Raw genomic sequence first — 18,178 nt, 5'->3', positions numbered from 1 at the left:
TAGGAGCCCACGGATAGCGCGAATCTGCGCGGGCAGGGTGTGGATTCGCGCTATTCGTGGGTGTGGGGCTATCTCAGGATTACTGGCAGGTAGGCGTAGGGGTTGGGCCCCGAACCGGCCCAGAACCCACCCAGCAGGGTGTACTCCCCGCCCGAAAGCGCCCCCGCGTCGGGCTGGCCGACGGTCCCGCCCAGCGAGAACCCGCTGCCCTCGCTCCACGTCCCCCCACCGCCGTCGGCCGTGAACCACGGGATTTCATACACCCCACCCGCCAGGGCCGCGCCCGCCATCAGGATCAGCGCCGCCAGGACGAGCGCGCCGATTCTGACGGCCGACCGCTCACGGCTCATTGCTGACCGCTTGCTCCGTCCCACCTCGCCCCTCCTACTTCTTCGCCAGTTGGGCGACCAGGGCTTCCAGCGTGGCCAGGCGAGTCTGCAAATCGTCAATCTGCTCCTGCAGGGCTTTGGTCTGCACCTTGAGCGCCAGGTTCTCCTGGTACAACCCCTGGATGGCCACCAGGGCCACGCCATCGGCGTCCAGGCTGTTGATATAGTCGGCGCCTTCGCCGCCCAGCCCGTCCACCAAGGCGTTGAAATCGTCGGCCATCGGCCCAATGTGGCGGATGGCGGGGTCCTGGGCTTTGTAGTTCCAGGTGGTGATGGGGATAGCCGCCAAGCGCTCCAGCAGGGCCAGGGTATCCACCGGCGCAAAGTTCTCCTTGAGGGCGCGGTTGCTGACGACGTTCCAACCGCTGCCGCCGCTGCTCAAGTACATCCCGCTGGTGAGGGTACCGTTGGTGTAGATATAGAAGCCTCCGCTGGTGCGGAAGATGGCACGGTTGTCATTGGAACACACGACATCCGCATTGGTGGCATCGCCCCAGACAAAGCAGCCCTGATTGTTGGCGAAGGCGCGCTCTCCGGCAGCGAAACTGTAGTCGCCTGCGGCGATGTTGAGATACCCACCCGGCACAGTGGCACCGTAGCCGCTGGCCATGTTGATTACCCCGCCGCCGACGGTGGCCCCGCTGGCGCTGGCGGAGTTTCGTACGCCCCCGCCGACGGTAGCGTAGAAGGCGCTGGCGCTGTTGTTTGCGCCTCCGCCGATGGTGGCGTCGTCGCCGCTGGCGCCGTTTTGATAGCCCCCGCCGACGGTGGCGGCGTCGCCGCTGGCGGAGTTCCACTTGCCCCCGCCGACGGTGGCCCGGTAGCCGCTGGCGGTGTTGCCAATGCCCCCGCCGACGGTGTCAGCCAACCCACTGGCGACGTTGTCAGTGCCCCCGCCAATGGTGGCGTTGTCGCCGCTGGCGACGTTGGCATTGCCCCCGCCGACAGTGGCCATAAAGCCGCTGGCGGTGTTGCGATTGCCCCCGCCGACGGTGGCGTATGCCGCATCCGATGTTGTGTAGGCGTCGTTGCCGGCCCGGTTGCCACGCCCCCCACCCACCGTGCCGTAGTTATCGGTAACGCGGTGGGTCAGGCCGTCTACCCCGCCGCCGCCAATTGTCGCACCGTAAACACTGTTCGTCACGCTGTTACCGCTGTACCCGCCGATGAGGTTCGGGCTGGTGGCGTTGGGCTCCAGGCGCAGCGCTCCCGTGCCGCTGACGGCCAGGGTCAGGCTTACCTCATCAGTGGTGCCCACGAAGTCGGTGAGCGGATTTGTACCCGCGTTTCCAGTCAGTAACCAGCCGGCGGTGCCCGTATCGTCGGTCTCGCAAACCACGGTACCATCCGCGTTGATGGTGCGGATGCTGGATCCGGCGGGGCAGGTGCCCGAAACCCGCTGCTGGAAGAAGTCGCTGTTGTGCCCGTCCAGCAGGTCGGCGTTGAGGGTGGCTTGGAGCGTGCCGTTGTTCTGGGCCAGGTCGCCCGCCGCGTCGCCCAGGTAGCCCTCGGCGGCCAAGTCGGCGTAGGCCGAGAAGCGGTCGGTGGACAACATGCCGGAGATGATGTTGGCCGCATTGTGAGTGTGGATGGCGGGCGCGAAGGCGGCGCTGTCCATGCCATCCAGCATGTCGGCGTCCAGGCCCGACCCGGAGCCTTCCAGCACGTGGAACGTGGTCCCCACAAGGCTCAACTGGTTGCCGGCGCTGTACGTCGTGTTGTCGTCCGCCTCGCACACCACCGTGCCGTCGGCGTTGACCGCGCGGATGCTGGAGCCCGCCGCGCAGGTTCCCTCAATCCGCCTCTGGAAGTAGGTGCTGTCGTACCCGTCCAGCAGGTCGGCGTCCAGGCCGGAACCCGCGCCGTCGTCGTCCAGGATTTCGGCCAATGTTGCGCCGTCGGCGATCTTCACCGCGGTTACCGCGCCGTCGCGCAGGTCCCAAACCGTAACCGCGCCGTCCCAGATCATGGCGGAGGTGATGCTGTTGGGCTGGCCCTCGTTGACGTAGGCGGCGTCGTGGTCGTGGTCTGATCGGGCAGCCGTGTTGGCCGAGCCGGTGCCGGCGAAGGCCACGGAGAACGCGTTGCCGGTGAGGACGAGACCCGCGCCTGCGGTGTACGCGGGGCCTGTGTCCTCGGCGCAGACCCACGCCGCGCCGTTCCACTTGGCGACCTCGCCCGGCGCGCACATCAGGGCTGCCAGGGTGTCGTCGTCGCCGTCGTCCAGCCCCGCCGGACGGTTCAGCAGGCCACTCCACGGGGCCATTCCCGCGAACACGGCATACGGCGTCGGCGTCAGCGCCTGGCGCGGCACCAGGGGCGTGTAGTCGCCGCTCCCGGCCGGGCAGCGGACGTCAACGCCCAGGTAGCGCGCCTCGCCGTTGAAGGCGTAGGGGCCGAAGTCCAGCAGGACCGTGAAGAGGCCCTTGCTCACCGCCACGGCGGCCTTGTCCAGCGTCGCGCCGACCTGTGCGCCGTCGGTCTCGGCGTTCCACAGGGAGAAGCGGAAGTCGCAGGTTCCGGAGACGGGCAGGCCGTTCTGCTTGAGTTGGCCCTGATAGGTGAAGGCGGTGCCCATGACGCCCTGGGGCATGGGACCCTGGGCCTGGCCCAGGCTTAGGATGGATAAGGCAAGCAGGAAGGAGAGGGTAATAGCCAGGAAAACGCGGGGTTTCATGGGACGCTCCTTTCGCGAGTTCTCTTGGGCGGAGGACAGGCGAAAGGCTCCAGAATCTCCCCGGAGAATCCCATGAGCACGAGGCGCATGCCCACCGCAAAGCGGATACAGAGAGCGTGAACGTTCCGGGTAAATCAGTCATAATATACCACAAACCCATGCGTAAGTCAAGTGCAGGAACGGCCACCGAACGGCCACGCGAGGGAGCGAGGGGGGCGGGGTAGCGCAAAGACCCCAAGGGTCTCCGAGGCCCTTGGGGTCTTCACACTCCTGGCGCGCTTGATCTCACCTAACCCCTCTCACACCCTGCCCTTTCCTCTTCGCCCGCGGAGAAAGCGGGGGGGCTGGGGTGGGGATGGGTGAGGTAAACCCTACACGGCAACGCAAACCGCAGGCTAACGGCCGCCTTTTGACACATCCCGCCTTCGGTGGCATCCTATGGGATTGCAAATCCTATGTCGGAGGCGCTGCATGTCGCACCGAGGAACGCTCATGGCCATCTACGCCCATCCGGACGACGAGTCGTTCGGCACCGGCGGTACTCTGGCCCTGTACGCCGAGCGGGGCTACCGCGTCATCCTCGTTACGGCCACCAAGGGAGAGGCGGGCGAGATTCAAGATCCGACCATTCAGTCGGACGAGCCCATCAGCGAAATCCGCCAGCGCGAACTGAAGTGCGCCTGTGAGATTCTGGGGGTTGAAGGCCCCTACTATCTGGGCTACCGCGACTCGGGCATGGCGGGCACGCCCGACAATGAGCGCCCCGATTCGTTCCTCCAAGCCGACCTGGACGAGGCGACCGGGCGGGTGGTGGAGGCTATCCGTCGCTTCCGGCCCGATGTCATCGTTACCTTTGAGCCTGGCGGGGGCTATGGGCATCCCGACCACGTGAAGGCCAGCGCGGTGGCGACCCGCGCCTTCCACCTGGCGGGCGACCCGACGGGCTATGCCGAGCAGGGCCTGGCCCCGTGGCAGCCCAAGAAACTGTACTACACGGCGTTGCCGCGCCGCATGTTCCGCGCCATGGCCCAGCGCATGCGCGAGGCGGGCATTGACCCGGCCGAGCGCGGCTTCAACCCCGAGGAGCGCGGGATGCCCGATGAGGTCATCAGCACCGAGATAGACGTGAGTAGCGTGCTGGACAAGAAGACGCGGGCGTTCCTGTGCCACCGTAGCCAGATTTCGCCCAACGGGATCATCGCGCAACTGCCCACCGAGGCGATGCGGGAATTCATGAAGACCGAGTACTTCTGGCGCGTGGTGCCGGAAACGCCTGTGGAGGGGATTGAGCGCGACCTGTTCGCGGGAGTCTAGGGGGTCTCGGCCAGAATCCGCTGCACGTCGGCGATGGTCTGCTCGCGGGTGCGGAAGACGATCCCCACCATGCCCAAGTCCCGCGCCGCTTCCACGTTGACCGGCATGTCGTCCACGAAGACCGCCTCGTCGGCTCGCACGCCCAGCCGGTGCAGGGCGATGTGGTAGATGGCAGGGTCGGGCTTGGCCACGCCCTCCTCGGCGGAGATGATCATCTCGTCCACGGCGTCGGCCAGCCCCCAGCGCTCGGTAAGGGCCTTGCGCGCGCCGGGCCAGGCGTTGCTGAGGATGGCGGTGCGGTAGCGTGGACGCAGACGGCGCAGGAAGTCCACGAGGAGCGTGTCTGCGCGGTCGCCGGACCAGAAATCGTGCCGCAGGTGGCGCAGGGTGTCGGCGTCCAGTGCGAACCGACTCGCCAGGTGCGCCCACACGTCCTCGTCGGTGGCCAGGCCCAGCGTGGCCTTCTGCGAGATCGGCGAGTTGAAGACGATCTCGGCCAGTTCCCCTTCGGCCAGCCCCAGGTGCTGCTCCCACTTCCGGCGTCCGTTCTCGTTCTCCGAGCGCAGCAGGACGCCGCCCATGTCAAAGATGACGGCTCTTATGGTCATGTTCTCCTCGGCAAGCGAATTGCGGTTATCATAGCCTGGGCGGCTTCGGGTGTCAAAGCGCGCCGAGGGGCGATTTGACAGATTCTGGTTTCTGGATACAATTTCAGAAAAATCAGATATTTCAGAGAATTCTATGCCGAGGGATGCAGATGGCGGACGAGACGAAGGGTGAAGGTTGCTGCGCACCCGAGAGCGAAGGGGCAGCCTGCTGCGCAGTCCAGGCCGTGGTTACCGTGGACGAGCGTGGACAGATGGTGATTCCCAAAGATGTGCGCGACCGGGCCGGGATTCGCCCGGGCGACAAGTACGTTCTGGTTACCTGGGAAAAGGACGGCAAGGTCTGCTGTCTGTCGCTCATCCGCGCCGAGAACCTGGCCAGCATGGTGAAGGAGATGCTCCAGCCCGTCATGCAGGGCATCGTTGGCTGAGTGCAACCATTCTCGGCGATGGTTGATAATTCCATGCACTTTCGTGGAGGCGAGATCGTGAACGACGAGGACATCAAGAAGATCGTGCGAGAGAGTTATGCTCTGCGGGCTGCAAGCGGCACGTCCTGTTGCGACTCCGGGTGCGGGTGCAGCCCCACGGTTGAGGATATAAGCCTGGCGATGGGGTACACGCAGGCGGACCTGCAGGCGGCACCCGAGGGTGCGAACCTGGGGCTGGGGTGCGGCAACCCCGTGGCGCTGGCCGGCGTGCGCGAGGGCGAGACCGTGCTGGACCTGGGGGCCGGCGCGGGGTTTGATTGTTTTCTGGCGGCCCGGCGCGTGGGGCCCACAGGCCGCGTTATCGGCGTGGACATGACGCCCGAGATGGTGGCCCGCGCCCGCGAGAACGCCCGCAGGGGTGGCTACACCAACGTGGAGTTTCGCCTGGGCGAGATTGAGCACCTGCCCGTGGCCGACGCATCGGTAGATGTCGTCATCTCCAACTGCGTCATCAACCTGTCGCCCGACAAGCCCGCCGCGTTCCGCGAGGCGTACCGCGTCCTGCGCCCCGGCGGCAGGCTCCTGGTCTCCGACATCGTCTTGTTGCGCGAACTGCCCGAGTTCGTGCGGGAGTCCGTGGCGGCCTACGTGTCGTGCGTGGCCGGGGCCAGCCTCAAGGACGCCTACCTGGACGCTATCCGCGCTGCCGGATTCGCTGACGTGCGGGTTGTAGGCGAGGCAGCCTACGCCGTAGACGAGCGACTTGGGATTCACGCTGCCAGCATCCAGGTGGAGGCGCGCAAGAAGTAGAGGCGCGGGTTGACGGGCACATCTTCCCGGGTACAATGGGAGCAGTGGGAGGTGGCCCATGCAACACATCCTGATTGTTTCGGATGGCACCGGCGGGACGGCGGAGCAAACCGTGCGCGCCGCGCTCACGCAGTTCGGCGACGTGGACGTGGCCATTGAGCGGCGCTCTGAGGTGCGCACCGTGGCGCAGGTCGCCGATGCGGTACAGTATGCGGCGCGCATCGGCGCGTTCATCGTCCACACGATTGTGTCGCAGGACCTGCGAAGCGCCATGGCCGAGCAGGGCCGGCTTCACAACGTGCCCACCATTGACCTGATGGGGCCGCTGCTGGCCCAGATGGCCCATCACTTGGCCCATTCGCCCGCGGAGAAGCCCGGCCTCTTCCGCGAACTCAACCGCGAGTACTTCCGCCGCATTGAGGCGGTGGAATTCGCCCTGCGCCACGACGACGGCCAGCGTGCCCATGAACTGGACAAGGCCGACCTGGTGCTGGTGGGCGTGTCGCGCACCTTCAAGACCCCGCTGAGCATCTTCCTGGCGTTCAAAGGGTGGCTTGTGGGCAACGTCCCGGTCATGCTGGACACGCCGCTGCCGACCATTCTGGAGCAGTTGTCGCCGTCCAAGGTTTTCGGCCTGACGACCGACGCGGTGAGCCTGACGGAATTGCGGCGGGCGCGACACAAGCACCTGGGCGGGGCGACGGGCACCTACGCTGACTTTGAGTTCGTCCGTCGGGAACTGGCCTACGCGGAGATGCTGTTCCGAAGCCACCCGGGCTGGTCGGTGGTGGATGTTACGAACAAGCCGATAGAGGAGATCGCGTCGGAGATTCTGGGCATCATGCGGAGCAGGAACCGCACGCCCAGGGCGTAGCCTTCGGGGCCGTTGGGGTGCGCCACGGGAAATGCGAACGCCCGGGGGCGTAGAACCCTCGGGCGTCTGGCGTGGTCGGGGCGAGTGGACTTGAACCACCGACCTCAGCGTCCCGAACGCTGCGCGCTAGCCGGTCTGCGCTACGCCCCGACAACACGCGGATTATACCACAAAACCGCCGAACCGCAAACTTGGGCCTGGCGCGTCAGATGCCGAGGTAGGCGCGGCGCACGTGCTCGTTCTTCGCCACCTCGCGGGAGGGGCCTTCCAGCGCGATGCGCCCATCGGCCAGCACGTAGGCGTAGTCGCTGACGGCGAGGGCCAACTGCACGTTTTGCTCCACGAGGAGCATGGTGAGGCCCTCGGCCTTCAACTGCCGGAGGATTTCAAACAGGCTCAGGACGAGCACCGGCGCCAGGCCCAGCGACAGTTCGTCAAACATCAGGATTTCGGGCTGTGCCATCAGCCCGCGCGCCACGGCCAGCATCTGCTGCTCGCCGCCGGAGAGCGTGCCCGCCTTCTGGTTGCTCCGCTCCTTCAGGCGCGGGAACAGGCTGTACACCTTGTCCAGGTTCTTTCGGAAATGGGGTTGGGCCCGTTTGGTGTAGGCGCCCATCTCCAAGTTTTCCAGCACGCTCATGGTGGTGAACAGTTGACGGCCTTCCGGCACCAGGACGATGCCCTGCGCGGCTTTCGCATCCGGCGGCGTGCGGGTGATGTCGCGGCCGTCGGAGCGGATGGAGCCGCGCCAGGGCCGTATCAGCCCGGCCACGGTGCGCAGAAGGGTCGTCTTTCCGACGCCATTGGAGCCTACCAGCGCCGTGAGTTTGCCGCGCTCAAGGGCGAGGGAAACACCCCAGAGGATTTGAACCTCGCCGTATCCCGAATCTACCTCTTGGATCTCCAGAATCGCCATGGTCTCTCCCCTGAGAACATGCTCAAGCGCCGAGTAGGAGCCGCTCGGCGACCTTCGGATCGCCCAGGTATGCTTCAATGACTTTCGGATCGTGGGCGACCTCTTCGGGCGTGCCCTCGGCAATCTGTATGCCGTAGTCCAGGACGATCACGCGGTCCGAGACGTTCATGAGGGCGTGCATCACGTGCTCAATGATGAGGATCGTAACCCCCTGGTCGCGGATGCGGCGCACGACCTGAACCATCTCCGCGATTTCGGTTGGATTGAGGCCGGCCAGGACTTCGTCCAGCAGCAGGAGGTGGGGGCGAGCGGCCAGCGCGCGCGCCAACTCCAGCCGCTTCTTCTGCGCCACGTTCAGGGTGGAGGCCATGGCCCCGCGCCACGGGGTCAGACCGAGAAAATCCAGCACCTCATCGGCAATCTTCTCCGCTCGGGTCAGGTTGTGCTGCTCGTGGCCGAAGCACGCCCCGGCCATCACGTTCTGCAACACGGTCAGTTCGTTGAGGGGTCTCACGATCTGATGCGTGCGGGCAAGCCCCAAACGCGCCACCTGATAGGGCTGCCAGCCCGTGATATCGGTGCCGCGAAAGATCACCCGACCCTCTTCGGGTGGATAGACGCCGTTGATGCAGTTGAAGAGCGTTGTCTTTCCCGCCCCGTTGGGGCCGATGATGCCGAGAATCTGGCCCTGGGGCAGGTCAAAGGACACGTTGGACAGCGCCTGAAGCCCGCCGAACCGCTTGGAGACCCCCTGCACCCGGAGGATGATGTTGGGTTGCACCTGTCCACTCATTCCAGCACCCTCCGCAGTTTGGGCAGGCGGTTTCGTAGCCATCCCACGAGGCCCGCCGGCACGAACAGGACGATGATAAGCAGGAGGAACCCGGCAAGCGCTAGGTGAAGGTTCTTGAAAATGGGGCTGGTGAGCAGGTAGCCGCGTAGGCGTTCGTAGGCCGCGGACCCGATCGCCGGCCCCAGCACCGTCCCCGACCCGCCCAGCATCACCATGACGATGATCTCAATGGACATTTGGAGACGGAAGGCATCTCCTGGCTCCACATTGCCATTCTTGAAGAAGAACAACACTCCCACCATGCCCGGGAACAGGGCCGACAACACAAAGGCCCACGTCTTCAAATTCGGTGTTCGGACGCCCAGCACCATGGCGGCATCCTCGTCCTCGCGGATGGACATGAGGCCCAACCCGAAGCGGGAGAACTTGACCAGGTAACTGATGAGGATTACCAGCAGCGTGAGGCCGAACATGGCGCCGAAGGTCCACCACAGCGCGTTGGCCGGGCCGCCGTACTGGCGGTAGACGGCGAAATTGAGCGACATGCCGGTGGGGCCGCCGAAGGGTCGGAAGTTGTTGACGAAGGCGCGCACGGCCTCGTTGACGCCGATGGTGGCCAGGGCGAAGTACGCGCCCCGCAGGCGCAGCGTCGCCGCGCCCAGCACCCACGCCAGCAGCGCCGAAGCCAGGCCGCCTGCCAGGGTGGCCCACCACAGCGGCCACCCGTGTTGGCTCATCAGGTAGAAGCCCACATAGCCCCCCAGCCCGAAGAACACGATATGGCCGAAGTTTACATAACCTGTGAACCCCAGCAGGATGTTTAGGCTGGATGCTAGTGTTACGAACATGAGCAGCAGGAACATTTCCTCGCGCAGGGTTGCGGAGCGGGTGGCAAACACCACAGCGCCCGCGGCGGCCACCAGCCCCAGCGTTAGCCAGAATGCAGGGTATCGCCAGGCTTTCATCTAGCGCGCTCCCAGTAGCCCGCTGGGTTTGACCAGCAGGATGAGTACGAATAGCACGAATTCAATCACGGGCACCCAGTTGACCGCCATGAAAACGGGGATGATGCCCTCCAGCGCGCCCAGGATCAGCCCGCCGATCAGGGCCCCCGTCGGGTTCCCCAAACCGCCGAGCACGCAGATCACGAACCCTTTGGTCTGATAGCCGGCGCCCGACAGGATGGTGAAGGGGAAAAAGGTGGCGATCAAGGCTCCGGCCGCCGCGGCCAGCATGGTGCCCAGGCCGAAACTCAGCGCCAGCGTCCGGAAGGCGGAAATGCCCATCAGCCTTGCAGCCGCGCGGTTGTTGGCCACGGCGCGGATTGCCTTGCCGGGCCTGGTGCGGTACAGGAGCAGGTACAGCCCGGCCGTTACGATGACGGCAATCAGCGTGGCCACCAGGCGCGTGCTCAGCAGCGTAACCGGCCCCGCCTGGATGCGCCCCACCGGGATGTCCACGTTGCGCGGCGTCGTCGTGAAGACGGCAGTTCCGATGCCGATGATCATCATGTTCACCGCGAACGTCGCCAAGAGGGTGGAGAGGTACGGGGCGTTGATCACGCGGTGGACGGCCGTGGCGTACACCAGGAAGCCGAAGAGCAAACTGAGCACGACGATGATGGGCAAGGCCACGTACGGATGGATTCCGAAGGTGCTGAACAGGAGGTACGTGGCAAACATGCCCAAGACCATCGTCGCGCCGTGCGCCAGGTTGATGACGCGCATCACGCCCCAGATCAACGACAGGCCCATGGAGGCCAAGCCGTACACAAATCCCAGGAGCAAGCCGTCCGTAAGGGAGGCGAGAAGTTGCTCGGTCATGCAATCCCCCTGATGGTTATGGCGATTCTGTCGGAGCCGGAGGGCAGGGCTGTGGCTCTGCCCTCCGGTTCCCCGCGTTTGGGCCTATGCGCGAACTAGCGGCTCAGCGGGTAGATGGCGTCGGCCGATTTGCCTTCGGCAGGCCAGACGACCTGCTTGACCAGTTTGCCTGACGCATCCTTTTGCCACTGGATGTAAACCATCTCGTGGGCCACCTGCAGGCCATGCGCCTCGGCGCTGGTGTCAAACTTGACGTGGCCGTAGCAGGTCAGCACGTCCATGGCGTCCAGGGCAGCCTTGACCTTGGCGGTATCCAGCGAGCCGGCGTCCTCAATCGCCTTCTGGAGGATGAGGCCGGCGGCGTACCCGCCCGCGGCGTGGTAAGCCGGGTTTTCGCCGTACTTGGCGTTGTAGGCGTTCACGAAGTCAGCAACGCTCGGCCCGTACCACTGAATGCCCGCGGCTTTGGCCGAGGCCTCGGAGTAGGCTGCCTGCGGTTCCCACTGGCTGGGGCCGATGATGCCGAAGGCGGCCTCGCCGATGTCCGCGAACTTCAACTCTGGCGGCGCTACCAGCAGGGCGATGAACTTGACCTTGACCTGCTTCTCGTACATCTGCTTGGCGAAGGTGCTACCGTCGGCGAAATGCCCGCCGCCCATGATGGCATCGGGCGCCGCGCCGATGATCTTGTTGATGAAGGGCGCAAAGTCCGTCGTGCCGCTGTCATACCCCTCAAACAGCACGATCTCGTAGCCCTTGCTCTCGGCGTAGGCCTTGGCGGCGTTCACCACGTCGGTAGAGAACTTGTCGTTCTCATGCACGATGGCGATTTTCTTGGCGGTCGGATCCAGTTTCGCCAGCAAGTCCACCGCGCCGGTCAAGTAGCGGCTGGCGGGCGTGTACAATTGGAACACCAACTGGTAGCCCTTCTTGTAGGTGGCGTCCGACGCCGCGCCGGTGGTGATCATGATCTGCCCATACTGCTCGGCGATCACCGCTGCCGCATCGGTCAGGCCGCTGGAGTACGGGCTGATGAGGAAGTTGGTCTTGTCGTCGTTGATGAGTTTGGTGTACAGTTGCTGCACGCGCTCCTTGTTGCTTTCGTCGTCGTAGGTCTTGAACTCAAACTTGACGATGGTGCCGTCGGGGAGCGTAACGCCTTTGGCGTTCACCTGCTCCAGCCACAACTCCAGGCCGCGCGTCTGACCGGTGGAGGGGACCTCCTGGCTGCCGGTCTTGGACGACGTGAAGCCGATGACCACGGTCTTGGTAACAGGCGTGGGCTTCGGGGTGGGCGCGACGGTGGGCTGGGCTGCGGGCGGCGAGGTGGGCTTCGGCGGCTGGGTGGCCGTGGGGGCCGGCGTTGCCTTGGCGCAACCGCTCAATGCAAGCGCGGCCAGCATGGACAGGACAAGGATCACCCTGAAGGCTCTGGTCATCTCCCTTTCCTCCTTTGCTGTTTAGGCTTCTTATGGGAATACGCGAGGGCCTTTCGGCGGTAGGGGAAATCGGTCGCTCTCACCTCCTTTCCAGACGTTCGTCATGCTGGGCAGCAGCCGATTTGGGTCTGCAAGGCGCTATGCCCACACACAACCCATCGTATCGTAGGACGGTGCCGGTCCTCCTGGATGGGTCTTTTCTCATACACTGGATTGGGCTAACGTCTGCTACGCTCCCGGGCTTGCGCCTTGTGCTGCACCGGGCAAGCCAGCCGGTAATTCCGCTCGGGCGCTCTGTCGGGGGTGGCGAGGCGACGATCTTGACGCAGCCACGGCGCGGAACGCATCATCTGCAAAAGCCATTGTACATGTTTTTCGTCGCAAAGTCAAGGGGTCTCGCGACGATTTCGCAATCCGCGCGCCAACTCATGCGCTGGGCGGCAGGAGCACCAGTTGCGGGCGCGGGCGCACGGGGTGGGGCTGGATGCGGACGTCGGCGCGGAACACGCGGCGAATGGTGTCTTCGCGCAGCACCTCGCCCGGCGCCCCGCTGGTTACGACCCGCCCCTCATTGAGGAGAACAAGGCGGTCAAAGTACAGCGAGGCCAGGTTCAGGTCGTGCATGGTTGCCAGGACGGTCAGGCCCGCCTGGCGGTTCAGGCGGCGGATGAGTTCCAGAATCTCTATCTGGTGGTTCACATCCAGATGCACCACAGGCTCGTCCAGCAGGAGCACCCGCGGCTCCTGCGCCAGCGCCATAGCGATGATGACGCGCTGCTGCTCGCCGCCCGACAGTTCGTTGAACGGCCGCTGTGCCAATGCAGAAGTGTTCGTCAGGGTCAACATGCGATCCACAACCTGATGATCCTGCGGCGTCATCCCGCGCAGGTGTCGGACGTAGGGTGTGCGGCCCAACATGACCATCTCGCGCACGGTGAAATCAAACGGCACCGAGAGTTCCTGCGGCACCAGCGCCACTTCTTGGGCGACCTCGCGGCGCGAAAGGCGGTCGATGTCTTGCCCCGACAGGAGCACGCGCCCCCGCTTGGGTTTCAGCAGGCCGCACAGAATCTTCAGCAGCGTCGTCTTGCCCGAACCGTTGGGCCCGATGAGGCTGACCATGGCGCCAGTCGCCAGGTTCAGGGTAACGTCGCGAAGCACCAGGCCATTGTAGTACGAAAAATCTACGTCTTGCGCCGCGATAACGGGCTCGTCCATCGGCACTGCTCCTAGAAACTGTACTCCCTGCGCGCCTTGCGCAGCAGGTAGATGAAGAACGGGCCGCCCACCAGCGCTGTGATGATGCCCACCGGCAACTCGGCGGGCGGCATCAGCGACCGCGCCAGCAAGTCGGCCAGCACGAGGAACACGCCGCCCACCAGCGTGGACGCCGGCAGCAGCAGGCGATGATCGGGCCCCATGATGAGCCGCACCACGTGGGGGACGACCAGCCCCACGAACCCGACCAGCCCGCTCACCGACACCGCCGCTGCCGTGAGCCACGAGCCGAGGCCCAGGAACGCCAACTTGCGCCGCTCCACATGCACCCCCAGCGCGGCGGCCTGCTCATCGCCCAGCAGGAAGGCGTTCAGGTCGGGCGCCAGCGTGTAGGTGATGGCCAGGGCGACGAGGACGACGGGGATGACCACCGCCAACTGCGTCCACCCCGCGCCCGACAGCCCGCCCATCGTCCACAGGATGATGCGCCGCAGCGCGTTGTTGGAGATGAACATGAGGAACGACATGATGGCTGCCAGGACGGAACTCAAGGCGAAGCCGGTGAGCAGGAGCGTGGTAACGGGCGTGCGGGGGCCCACCCGCGCCACGTTGTACACCACGAGCACCGCCCCCAGCGCGCCCGCGAACGCCGCGACGGACACGAACGTGAAGCCGAACAGGCTCATCTGAATCGGCACCATGAGGGCGATGGTTGCGCCCAGGGCCGCCCCGCCCGACGTGCCGATGATGTACGGGTCGGCCATGGGGTTGCGCAGCAGCCCCTGGAACACGGCACCCGCCGTGCTCAACGCCCCACCCACCATCGCGGCGGTCAGCACGCGGGGCACGCGAATCTGCCAGATGATGGTGTCGGACGAGCCGCCGACCGCCGCGCCCGTGAGTCTGGAGGCGAGGGCGCGCACCACCTCGCCCAGCGGCAACGGCACCGAGCCTATCGCCGTCGCCAGCACGATGGCCCCGACCAGAATGCCGCCCAGCACCGGCAGCACGATGGCCCTTCGCCTCCAGTTTACGCGCATGAGTGCGTCTCCTTGCGCTTGCCCGCGCTACTTCAACTCCGGGTGAATCAGCGCGGCCAGCGCCTTCAGCCCTTCCAGGATGCGCGGCCCTGGGCGGCTGATGATGTCGCCATCAATGGGGTACACCGCTCCCGTCTTCACCGCCGTGATCTGATCCCATCCGGCCCGCGCCTTCACCTGCTCGGGCGTAACGCCGTAGGCCGCGTCGGTCAGGATGATGACCTCCGGGTCTTTGGCGATGATCTGCTCGGCGCTCAGTTGAGGGTAGGGGTTGTTGGCGTCGGCGGCGATGTTCGTGCCTCCGGCCAGTTCCACCAGCGGGTGGATGAACGAACCCGGCCCCACGGTGTACAGCGTCTCGTCCAGTTCCACGAAGACGCGCGGCTTGGTCGTGGCGGCCTTCAGCCGATCCTGGAGCGCCTGCAATTCGGCCCGCAGCGATGCCGCCAGCGCATTGGCCGACTGCTCCATGCCGACGGCTTTGCCCACCAACTCAATGTTAGTGAAGATGCCTTCCAGGTCGGTGCGGTTGACGATCATGACCTTCAGCCCCAGGTCCTCCAGTTTGGCGATGTCGTCGGGGCTGGTGATGTCCGCGCCGATGCACAGGTCGGGCTGGAGCGACGCGATGAGTTCGTAGTTGAGCGGGAACCCGCCGATTTTGGGCAGCGACGCCGCCTCGGGCGGGTAGTTGCTGAAGTCCTGCACGCCCACTACCTTGTCGCCCGCGCCGATGGCGAACAGAATCTCGGTTACGCTCGGCGCCAGCGAGATGATGCGCTGCGGCGGTTTCGGCAGGGTCAGCGCCTTGCCCAGGTCATCCGTAACCTGAACCGGGGCGGGCGTTGGCGTGGGCGGCACGGGTGTCGCGGTGGGCGGCACGGGGGTTGCCGTGGGCGCGGCTTGCTGCGGTGTCCCCGCCAGCCGCGGCGCGAGGTACACGATCAGAACAATCAACAGCAGGACGGCCAGCGCGCCTGCCAGAATGCGCGTTCGCTTGTTCATTTCCGAGTCTCCTGAGTCAAATTGGGTTGAGAGGGTATCCGAGTCCAGCGTACCGAAACAAAAATCCCCTTGCCGCTGGGACAAGGGGACAACTCAAATGCCGATTTTCGTCTTCATCTTCCAGCCCCCTTTCTCGCGAAGGTACTTGGAATCGCGGTGAGGCGGGTATCCTGGCTTGTTTGGGAACGGGTGCCGCGAGGCAAGATGCGATCTTGCGCCGCAGCCACTCGGCCCAAACCTACAGTTGCGGGACAGCGCCGGACTTTCCGCGTGGGCGGAGCACCGGACTTCCCCCGTTCGGCCCAGCCTTTCGGACAGGGTCACCTCACCGGTGGAACTGTATGGGTGATGTTCAGGTGCATCGCAGCCAACGCATTATACAGCAGTAGCGCGCGAACGCAAATCCGCCCGACTGCGCGCGTAGCGTAGGGCAGGTTTCCATACCTGCCCCCGGAGGCCGGCGGCTATGGAAAGCCGCCCTACGTGTCTTGGCGTTGCGCCACCAACTGATTGCGAGCGTCGGGCAGGTTTCCAATTACCTCGCGGCCAGAATCCTGTCCACGGCCTCTCGTATGGCCAACAACTCTATCCCATATTGCGACGTAATGTCCTTGAGTTGCGTCTTGGTGTCCACGTCGGCGGGCAAGCCCGATTCGGCGACCAGGCGCTCCACGGGGATGCCGTACATGTCTGCTATCTCGGCCAGGGTGTTCTTGCCCTTGATTTCTTCGGTGGACGGGACGGCGGCAGAAGTGCCTTCCGCATCGGGCGGAACAGGCGTGGGCGTGGCCTCGCCTTCCCCTGACGGTTTTGCGACAGGCGCATTCTCGGACGGCAGCGGCGCCGAATCGGGTTGCTCGGCCCTGTACGCTGCCACGGCGTCGCGGACGGCGCTCGTCTCAAAATCCGGCACGAGTTTCTCCACGTCCTTCAGCGCTGTGTCGGCGGGCAGGTCGGCGGGGAGATTCAGTCGCGCCCACAGTTCTTCCTTCGGAATTCCGTAGAGTTCGCTGACCTGGGCGAGCGTCATCCAACCTTTGATGTCCGCAGGGTCTGCCTGGCCCGAGGCGTCCACGCGGACAACCGTCTTGCCGCTGGTTGACCAGTAGCCCGCGACCTTGGCAACCTGGACGCTTCCCAGGAGCACGGCGATGAACACGAAAGGCAAAACGTAGCGATGGACTCTCACGCGGTTACCTCCTTGGGGGCAGCGGTCGCCGTTTTGTCCACAATCAGCCCCACGTATAGCGTATCCTTGACCGGACAAACTTCCACGCACTTCAGGCACGCGACACAGTCGGCGGTTACGCTTTGCTTCTTGGACACGGTGATCTTGGCGGGGCAAACCCTGTCGCACTTGTGGCAAGAGATACAGGTCTGCGGGTTGCGGCGGATGCGGAAGATGCTGAGCCGTTGCCCCAGGGAGATGACAGCGCCCAGCGGGCACAGGTACCTGCACCACAGCCGCGGGATGAACAACGCGCCGACCAGGATCGCAAGACTTGTTACGTAAGCGGGCCACGCTTCGGCCCAGTTGAACTCAAACAGCCAGCCGAGACTGAAGATCGTGCGGTACGGGTCATAGTCCGCGAACCACATTTTCCCCGTCTGGATGGTGGCATACAGGATACCCGCGAGGACGAGGTAGCGCCCGTAGGTGAGGACTCTGTCCAGCCTCGCGGGAACCTTTACCTCGGGGAGCCGCAGTTTGCGCCGCACCCACTGGAGCAAATCCTGCAGTCCGCCGAAGGGGCAAACCCACCCGCAGAAGGCGCCCCCCACAAGCAACGTGCCTGTGAGAAGCCCCAACGCCAGCACGATGTTGGAGGGATGCGTTTTTGATATAAACGAGCCTTGGGTTGCCAGTTTCCACAGTGTCTCCAGCCCGCCGAATGGGCAATACGCATCAACAGATGGGAGTGATCCCTCGGTGGTGGCCAACGAATGGCGGACACTTGAGATGAGGATGAACATTCCAAAGGCCAATTGGCTCAGTCTCCTGAGCAGCGGTGTCCACGATTTGGTGCCGTGCTTTGTCACAGTCAAACCTCCCGACGTATAGGGTTGTGCAAATCCTAACGCCGGGTTGTGAAGAAAGTCTGAAGATCATGTGTGCATGTTGTTTGGGTTTGGCGGGGCCGCTCGCGGTTCGTCTCACCCGTGGGGTTGGCGCGGGGCGGTCCTCTTCGCAAACCACAGGGCCAATTCCGCCGCCAGCAGGATTACGCACGCGACGATGCCCGCGTAGAACGCCTTGATGGCCGCCGAGGCCGAGCCGCCGATGGGGTCCACCGGGTGGATGATCACGCCCGCGCTCCGCACCAGCGCCCAGGCCAGCGCGCCCAGGATGGCATTGAGCGCGGCCGTTGCCCGCCAGTCCTGGATGATGTAGGACAGCACCCAGAATGCCGCCGCCGCCAGGAAGATGTGGGCGCTGGCCCGTACCCGAGGCTCGCCCCAGGCAATGGCCACGCCCCACGCCAGGTAGGTTACCACCATGCTGGACAGCACGTACACCGTCCAGACCACCAGGGCTGTGTGGCCCACCGCCTCGCTCCAGCGCGCCGTGCCCTGGCGTCGGTCAACCAGCGCCGCCAGGCCGAGGATGCCCGCCGCGGTGAATGCCAGCAGACCCGTGCGCACCAGCGCGCCGTGCAGGTACACCAGTTTCACCACGTCGCCGAGGGTTTTCTCGGAGGGCGACAGGATGAGCAGGGCCGCCAGCGCCGCGAACCAAAGGGCGACGCGGATGCCCGTAAAGCGTGTGAGGTGCGTTGTGTTCAATGAGCGTTCTCCTCGTTGTTGATGTAGGTCTGGTTGTCCCATGGGCCGCGCGCGGCGCCC

Annotated in this window: 18 protein-coding genes, 1 tRNA gene and 1 riboswitch; of the genes, 4 read left to right on the top strand and 15 right to left on the bottom strand. The window is 65.0% G+C overall.

Going from position 1 to position 18,178, the window contains the following annotated elements; genetic code table 11:
* Positions 1-68: 68 nt before the first annotated feature.
* Both H5T65_10650 and H5T65_10645 read right to left on the bottom strand, forming a co-directional pair.
* Positions 69-374 carry a hypothetical protein gene (locus tag H5T65_10650; GenBank protein ID MBC7259695.1) on the bottom strand — a complete coding sequence of 102 codons (306 nt, stop codon included), beginning with the start codon at positions 372-374 and terminating at the stop codon, positions 69-71.
* Between the two features lie 10 nt (positions 375-384).
* Positions 385-3,066 (bottom strand): tail fiber domain-containing protein, encoded by a 2,682-nt coding sequence (locus tag H5T65_10645; GenBank protein ID MBC7259694.1) that lies wholly within the window; start codon positions 3,064-3,066, stop codon positions 385-387.
* Between the two features lie 471 nt (positions 3,067-3,537).
* On the opposite strand from H5T65_10645, the gene H5T65_10640 reads away from it, so the two are divergent.
* Positions 3,538-4,380: a PIG-L family deacetylase gene (locus H5T65_10640; protein ID MBC7259693.1), complete on the top strand. Its 843-nt coding sequence runs from the start codon at positions 3,538-3,540 to the stop codon at positions 4,378-4,380.
* Here the strand turns inward: H5T65_10640 and H5T65_10635 are convergent.
* The gene (locus H5T65_10635; protein MBC7259692.1) at positions 4,377-4,988 is read right to left on the bottom strand and encodes an HAD family phosphatase; all 612 of its coding nucleotides are present in this window, start codon (positions 4,986-4,988) and stop codon (positions 4,377-4,379) included. The two genes, H5T65_10640 and H5T65_10635, sit on opposite strands and share 4 nt — an antisense overlap.
* Before the next feature lie 149 nt (positions 4,989-5,137).
* Here H5T65_10635 and H5T65_10630 point away from each other — a divergent pair, with 149 nt between their 5' ends.
* The 3 genes from H5T65_10630 to H5T65_10620 are packed head-to-tail and all read left to right on the top strand — an operon-like array spanning position 5,138 to position 7,100.
* Positions 5,138-5,416, top strand: a complete 279-nt coding sequence (locus tag H5T65_10630) for an AbrB/MazE/SpoVT family DNA-binding domain-containing protein (GenBank protein MBC7259691.1) — start codon at positions 5,138-5,140, stop codon at positions 5,414-5,416.
* A 57-nt stretch (positions 5,417-5,473) separates the two neighbouring features.
* Entirely contained in the window at positions 5,474-6,226 is a 753-nt protein-coding gene (locus H5T65_10625) for an arsenite methyltransferase (GenBank protein ID MBC7259690.1), read from the top strand.
* A gap of 58 nt (positions 6,227-6,284) precedes the next feature.
* Positions 6,285-7,100: a kinase/pyrophosphorylase gene (locus tag H5T65_10620; GenBank protein MBC7259689.1), complete on the top strand. Its 816-nt coding sequence runs from the start codon at positions 6,285-6,287 to the stop codon at positions 7,098-7,100.
* A 72-nt stretch (positions 7,101-7,172) separates the two neighbouring features.
* On the opposite strand, the gene H5T65_10615 is transcribed toward H5T65_10620, so the two are convergent.
* The 12 genes from H5T65_10615 to H5T65_10560 all read right to left on the bottom strand — a co-directional run bounded on the left by H5T65_10615 (position 7,173) and on the right by H5T65_10560 (position 18,118).
* Positions 7,173-7,250, bottom strand: a tRNA-Pro gene (locus H5T65_10615).
* 55 nt (positions 7,251-7,305) lie between these two features.
* Positions 7,306-8,016 (bottom strand): ABC transporter ATP-binding protein, encoded by a 711-nt coding sequence (locus tag H5T65_10610; GenBank protein MBC7259688.1) that lies wholly within the window; start codon positions 8,014-8,016, stop codon positions 7,306-7,308.
* A 22-nt stretch (positions 8,017-8,038) separates the two neighbouring features.
* Complete coding sequence (locus tag H5T65_10605; GenBank protein MBC7259687.1) at positions 8,039-8,809, bottom strand: ABC transporter ATP-binding protein; 771 nt, start codon at positions 8,807-8,809, stop codon at positions 8,039-8,041.
* On the bottom strand, positions 8,806-9,774 hold the full coding sequence (locus H5T65_10600; GenBank protein MBC7259686.1) for a branched-chain amino acid ABC transporter permease: 969 nt from the start codon (positions 9,772-9,774) through the stop codon (positions 8,806-8,808). The genes H5T65_10605 and H5T65_10600 overlap by 4 nt, the downstream gene beginning before the upstream one ends.
* Positions 9,775-10,632 carry a branched-chain amino acid ABC transporter permease gene (locus H5T65_10595; protein MBC7259685.1) on the bottom strand — a complete coding sequence of 286 codons (858 nt, stop codon included), beginning with the start codon at positions 10,630-10,632 and terminating at the stop codon, positions 9,775-9,777. It abuts the gene before it with no gap.
* Positions 10,633-10,727: 95 nt separating this feature from the next.
* Entirely contained in the window at positions 10,728-12,071 is a 1,344-nt protein-coding gene (locus H5T65_10590; protein MBC7259684.1) for an ABC transporter substrate-binding protein, read from the bottom strand.
* A 426-nt stretch (positions 12,072-12,497) separates the two neighbouring features.
* Positions 12,498-13,289, bottom strand: coding sequence for a heme ABC transporter ATP-binding protein (locus H5T65_10585; protein ID MBC7259683.1), 792 nt, complete (start codon positions 13,287-13,289; stop codon positions 12,498-12,500).
* Positions 13,290-13,300: 11 nt separating this feature from the next.
* On the bottom strand, positions 13,301-14,329 hold the full coding sequence (locus tag H5T65_10580; protein MBC7259682.1) for an iron chelate uptake ABC transporter family permease subunit: 1,029 nt from the start codon (positions 14,327-14,329) through the stop codon (positions 13,301-13,303).
* Positions 14,330-14,356: 27 nt separating this feature from the next.
* Entirely contained in the window at positions 14,357-15,334 is a 978-nt protein-coding gene (locus H5T65_10575; GenBank protein ID MBC7259681.1) for a cobalamin-binding protein, read from the bottom strand.
* 142 nt (positions 15,335-15,476) lie between these two features.
* A riboswitch (cobalamin riboswitch) is annotated at positions 15,477-15,677 on the bottom strand.
* 192 nt (positions 15,678-15,869) lie between these two features.
* Positions 15,870-16,523, bottom strand: coding sequence for a hypothetical protein (locus tag H5T65_10570; GenBank protein ID MBC7259680.1), 654 nt, complete (start codon positions 16,521-16,523; stop codon positions 15,870-15,872).
* Complete coding sequence (locus tag H5T65_10565; GenBank protein MBC7259679.1) at positions 16,520-17,374, bottom strand: 4Fe-4S binding protein; 855 nt, start codon at positions 17,372-17,374, stop codon at positions 16,520-16,522. Before H5T65_10565 ends, H5T65_10570 begins: the two co-directional genes overlap by 4 nt.
* Positions 17,375-17,488: 114 nt before the next feature.
* The gene (locus H5T65_10560) at positions 17,489-18,118 is read right to left on the bottom strand and encodes a hypothetical protein (GenBank protein ID MBC7259678.1); all 630 of its coding nucleotides are present in this window, start codon (positions 18,116-18,118) and stop codon (positions 17,489-17,491) included.
* Between the last annotated feature and the right edge of the window lie 60 nt (positions 18,119-18,178).

The sequence above is a fragment of the Chloroflexota bacterium genome (genome assembly GCA_014360805.1).
Lineage (GTDB): Bacteria > Chloroflexota > Anaerolineae > DTLA01 > DTLA01 > DTLA01.
This window is presented reverse-complemented; position numbering and strand designations above follow the sequence as displayed.